Genomic DNA, 4,730 nt, shown 5'->3' with positions numbered 1-4,730 from the left:
CGCCCGCGTCGTCGATCCCGCGACGCTGGCGCCGGTGCCGCGCGACGGCGCCACGGTCGGCGAGATCGGCTTGCGCGGCAACACGGTGATGAAGGGCTACCTGAAGAACCCCGAGGCGACGGCGGCGACGCTCGGCGCCGGCTGGTACCTGTCGGGCGACCTCGCGGTGCAGCACCCCGACGGGCAGATCGAGATCAAGGACCGCGCCAAGGACATCATCATCTCCGGCGGGGAGAACATCTCCAGCCTCGAGATCGAGGAGGTTCTGACGCGGCACCCCGCGGTGATGCTCGCGGCCGTGGTGGCGCAGCCCGACGCTACCTGGGGCGAGAGCCCCTGCGCCTTCCTCGAGCTGAAGGCCGGTGCGCCGCAGCCGAGCGAGGCGGACGTCGTCGCGTTCTGCCGGGCCGGGCTCGCCCGCTTCAAGGTGCCGAAGCGGATCGTGTTCGGCCCCCTGCCGAAGACCGCCACCGGCAAGATCCAGAAGTTCGTGCTGCGCGAGCAGGCCCGCGCTCTTTAGGATCTCACAGGCTCTCATGGGTCGGAACCCGCGAGGTCCGGCGGAAAGCCCCTCCTGCCGTCACCTGCCGTATGCGCGCATCTCGCCACGCATCTTGAAGGAGTTGCGGGTCCCCTCTCCCGTTCGGGCAGGGCGATCGCCGATGGCGATCGGCTCTTCGGAAACCCGCGGGCAGCACCTTCGTCATCCCGGGGCCGCGCAGCGGAGCCCGGGATCCGGAAACGCAGGTCGCGCAGGACCTTGCACGGTCGGCGGCTCTGGATTCCGGGCTCGCCTGCGGCGCCCCGGAATGACGGCGTGGTGCCATCTACGATCGCCCTGCCGTGGGGAAGGGGCCGCGCCGTGCTCCGCATGATCGATCCGGGCCGGGCTCGCCGACAGGTGTGAATCCGATGGCGGCAGTCGCGGGGGCCGGACCCTGAAGGCGAGATCATCGCGGGCTGGTGGACGTCGTGCGAAACACGCGGACATGGTCGTTACGCTTCGTTAACCATCCGCTCGCCATCCTGTGCACTTCAAGCCGGGAGCGACCGTGGTGACCAAGACCCTGACCCTCAGCTTCGACGACCCCACCGCCGAGTGCCCGCTGCCGCCGGACGCGCTCGGCCGCATCTCCCGCGCCGACCCGGAGACGGTGTCGGCGATGGTCTGCGAGATCCCCGAGGCGACCCGCGCGCGGCTCGCGGTCTACCTCTACGGCCGCAGCCACACCCACGAGCTCGGCATCCGGATCGCGGCCACCTGCGACGGTGCCGTGCTGCGCCGGGCCGCCGGCCTCGTCGGCAACACCCTCTACGACCTGTCGCGCCGGCCCTACGCGCCCCCGAGCTACGGCAGCCACCGCGCGTCGGGCAGCCGGATCAGCCTCGGCGGACCGCGCCTCGACAGCCGTCGCGCCTGAATCCACGGGACGTGGTAGGCACGGCCCCTCTTCGAGGGATGCCGGCATGTCGTGGATCAGCCTCACCCGGTTGCGGCTTCGCGGCTGGCGCTTCGTGCCCGGGTTCGCGTGGTACGCGGTCCGGTCGAGCCGCCAGGCCGCCAAGGCCGCCGGCTACCTCGACGGCGCGCTGCTCAACGACGCCAAGCTGACCTTCTGGACCGTCACCGCCTGGGCCGACGAGGCGGCGATGCGCGCCTACGTTCTGTCCGGCGACCACCGCGCGGCGATGGGAAAGCTCAGCCGCTGGTGCGACGAGGCCTCCGTCGCCCACTGGAACGGGACCGGCCTGCCGGACTGGGCGGAAGCCGACCGGCGGATGCGCGAGACCGGGCGGCCCTCCAAGGTCCGCCACCCGTCGCCGGTCCACGCCGCGCTCGCCTACGCTCCGCCGCGCACCACGCGCGGCGGCCGCCTCCCGCCCGCAGCCGGCTGAGCCGGACGGGTCAGCCCGGCTTCCGCTCGTCGCCCTTGAGTTCCGCAAAATCGGATTGCGCGAAGGCCAGGCCCCGGAACGGGTCGTCGGCGGTGCCGTCGTGCTCCAGGCGGCGGAGCTGGACCCGGCGGATCTTGCCGGAGATGGTCTTGGGCAGCTCCGCGACGAACTCGATCGCGCGCAGGCGCTTGAACGTCGCGAGCCGGGCGTTGGTGAAGCGGAAGATGTCCAGCGCGGTCTCCCGCGTCGCCTCCGCGCCGCCGACGAGCGACACGTAGGCCTTCGGGATCGTGTAGCGGATCGCGTCCGGTGCCGGCACCACCGCGGCCTCGGCCACCGCCGGATGCTCGATCAGCACGCTCTCCAGCTCGAACGGGCTGATGCGATAGCCGGACGACTTGAACACGTCGTCGGCGCGCCCGACGAAGGTCAGCGTCCCGTCCAGCTCGACGAAGGCGACGTCGCCGGTGCGGTAGAGCGGCCCGTCCGCGCCGGAGAGGGCGCCCGCGCCGTCGTCGTAGCCCTGCATCAGGCCGGCCGGCCGGTCGGCGCCGAGCGCCAGGCAGACCTCGCCCTCGGTGGCCGGCCGGTCGTCGATGTCGAGGATGCGGACCGTGTAGCCCGGCAGCGGCCGGCCCATGGCGCCCGGCTTCACCGTCTGGCCGGGCGTGTTGGCGACCTGCGCCGTGGTCTCGGTCTGGCCGTAGCCGTCGCGGATGGTCAGGCCCCAGGCGTCGCGCACCCGCTCGATCACCTCCGGGTTGAGCGGCTCGCCGGCGGCGCACACCTCGCGCAGCGCCAGGTCGTGCCCGGTCAGGTCCTCCTGGATCATCAGCCGCCACACGGTCGGCGGCGCGCACAGCGTGGTGACGCGGCAGCGGGCGAGCACCGCCAGCAGGGCGGTGGCCGAGAACGGCGCCTGGTTGACCACGAACACGGTGGCGCCCGCGTTCCAGGGGGCGAAGATCGAGGACCAGGCGTGCTTGGCCCAGCCGGGCGAGGAGACGTTGCAGTGGACGTCGCCCGGCTGCAGCCCGAGCCAGTACATGGTCGAGAGGCTGCCGACCGGATACGAGCGGTGGCTGTGCCGGACCAGCTTCGGCTTCGCCGTGGTCCCCGAGGTGAAGTACAGCAGGAACGGGTCGTCGGCCCCGGTCTCCGCGTCGGGCGCGAACGTGTCGGCTTGCGAGAACGCCGCCGCGTAGGCGTGCCAGCCCGGCGCGTCCAGCCCGGTCGTCAAGCGCACGACCGATCCCATGTCGAGGCTCGCGGAGTCGAGGCCCGCGAATTTCGGCACCTGATCGGGCCCGGCCACGATCAGCCGCGGCCGCCCGCGCTCCAGGCGGTCGGCGAGTTCGCCGTCGGTGAGCAGCGTGGTCGCCGGGATCACGATCGCCCCGAGCTTCATCGCCGCCAGCATCGTCTCCCACAGGGCCGGCACGTTGCCGAGCAGCAGCAGCAGGGTGTCGCCGCGCCGCAGGCCCAGCGACCGCAGGTGGTTGGCGACCTGGTTCGAGCGCCGGCTCATCTCGGAGAACGAGATCCGGGTCTCCACCCCCGAGGCCGCGTCGACGATCCACAGGGCCGTCCGGTCGCGGCTTTCCGGGTCGGTCGCGAGGCCGGCGTCGAACCAGTCGAGCGCCCAGTTGAACACCGTCTCGTCCGGCCATCGGAAGCCCGCATAGGCCGCCGCGTAATCGGTGCGGTGGGCCAGCAGAAGGTTGCGGGCTTCGCGAAAGCTCGGCATCGGCGTTCTCCCTGGATTTTTGGTGGCTGTTCCGTTTTCTTGTTTTTGATCGGTGTTTTACGGAAACGAGGAACCGGATGCGCCTCTCCCTCCCCCTCTGCGGGGGAGGGGATGGCGGCCCTACCCGTGCGTGAACTTGGCCGCGCGCTTCTCGACGAAGGCGGCCATGCCCTCCTTCTGGTCCTGCGTGGCGAACATCGCGTGGAACACGCGGCGCTCGAAGCGGACGCCCTCGGTGAGCGTGGTCTCGTAGGCGCGGTTGACCGCCTCCTTGGTCATCATCGCGATCGGCTTCGACATGCCGGCGATGGTCTCGGCGACTCGCATCGCCTCCTCCACCAGTCCGTCGGCGGGGACGACCCGCGAGACCAGGCCGGCCCGCTCGGCCTCGGCCGCATCCATCATCCGGCCAGTCAGGCACATCTCCATCGCCTTGGCCTTGCCGACGAACCGGGTCAGCCGCTGGCTGCCGCCGATGCCGGGCATCACGCCGAGCTTGATCTCCGGCTGGCCGAACTGGGCGGTGTCGGCGGCCAGGATCAGGTCGCACATCATCGCGAGCTCGCAGCCGCCGCCGAGCGCGAAGCCCGCCACCGCCGCGACGATCGGGATCCGCAGGGCGGTGAAGCGCTCCCAGTCGGCGAAGCGATCGCCGGCATACATCTCGGCATAGGTGGCGCTCTGCATCTCCTTGATGTCGGCGCCGGCGGCGAAGGCCTTGGCCGACCCGGTGATCACGATGCAGCCGATCCCTGGGTCGGCGTCGGCGGCGCTCGCCGCCGCGATCAGCTCGCGGGTGAGCGGGGCGTTGATCGCGTTCAGCGCCTTCGGCCGGTTCAGGGTGATCAGGCGGACGCGGCCCCGCGTCTCGGTGAGGATCGTCGAATCCCCGGTCGCATGGTCTTGCCCGGTCGCATGGTCTTGCCCGGTCGCATGGTCCTGCCCGGTCGAATGGTCTTGCATGGTCAGGCCTCCTCGCTCGGTCCGCGCAGCATCCGGATGATCGCCGAGAAGTCCTCGCCGCCATGGCCGGCCTCGCCGAACGTCGCGTAGAGGCGCTCTGCCTCGGCGCCGAGCGGCGTCGCGG

General features: G+C 71.5%; 4 protein-coding genes and 2 pseudogenes. 3 read left to right on the top strand and 3 right to left on the bottom strand.

The window, feature by feature from the left end; genetic code table 11:
- The 3 genes and pseudogenes from FV222_RS17810 to FV222_RS31255 all read left to right on the top strand — a co-directional run.
- Positions 1 to 520: pseudogene (locus tag FV222_RS17810) on the top strand (AMP-binding protein); the annotation flags it as partial.
- A 535-nt stretch (positions 521 to 1,055) separates the two neighbouring features.
- Positions 1,056 to 1,421: a hypothetical protein gene (locus FV222_RS17805; RefSeq protein WP_147752106.1), complete on the top strand. Its 366-nt coding sequence runs from the start codon at positions 1,056 to 1,058 to the stop codon at positions 1,419 to 1,421.
- A gap of 46 nt (positions 1,422 to 1,467) precedes the next feature.
- Positions 1,468 to 1,896, top strand: coding sequence for a DUF3291 domain-containing protein (locus FV222_RS31255; protein ID WP_147815298.1), 429 nt, complete (start codon positions 1,468 to 1,470; stop codon positions 1,894 to 1,896).
- 10 nt (positions 1,897 to 1,906) lie between these two features.
- Here the strand turns inward: FV222_RS31255 and FV222_RS17795 are convergent, their stop codons facing one another.
- From FV222_RS17795 to FV222_RS31250, 3 genes and pseudogenes are all read right to left on the bottom strand, one after another.
- Positions 1,907 to 3,643: an AMP-binding protein gene (locus FV222_RS17795; RefSeq protein ID WP_147815297.1), complete on the bottom strand. Its 1,737-nt coding sequence runs from the start codon at positions 3,641 to 3,643 to the stop codon at positions 1,907 to 1,909.
- 120 nt (positions 3,644 to 3,763) lie between these two features.
- Positions 3,764 to 4,606: an enoyl-CoA hydratase gene (locus FV222_RS17790; protein ID WP_147815296.1), complete on the bottom strand. Its 843-nt coding sequence runs from the start codon at positions 4,604 to 4,606 to the stop codon at positions 3,764 to 3,766.
- A 2-nt stretch (positions 4,607 to 4,608) separates the two neighbouring features.
- Positions 4,609 to 4,730: pseudogene (locus tag FV222_RS31250) on the bottom strand (3-hydroxyisobutyrate dehydrogenase); the annotation flags it as partial.

It is taken from the genome of Methylobacterium sp. WL103 (genome assembly GCF_008039885.1).
GTDB classification, from domain to species: domain Bacteria; phylum Pseudomonadota; class Alphaproteobacteria; order Rhizobiales; family Beijerinckiaceae; genus Methylobacterium; species Methylobacterium cerastii.
Note: the sequence above shows the minus strand (reverse complement) of the source record. Positions and strands in the feature narration are given on the sequence as shown.

Coding starts and splice junctions, on each gene's coding strand:
- FV222_RS31255 (WP_147815298.1), top strand. CDS start 1,468: ATGTCGTGGATCAGCCTCACCCGGTTGCGGCTTCGCGGCTGGCGCTTC.
- FV222_RS17795 (WP_147815297.1), bottom strand. CDS start 3,643: ATGCCGAGCTTTCGCGAAGCCCGCAACCTTCTGCTGGCCCACCGCACC.
- FV222_RS17790 (WP_147815296.1), bottom strand. CDS start 4,606: ATGCAAGACCATTCGACCGGGCAGGACCATGCGACCGGGCAAGACCAT.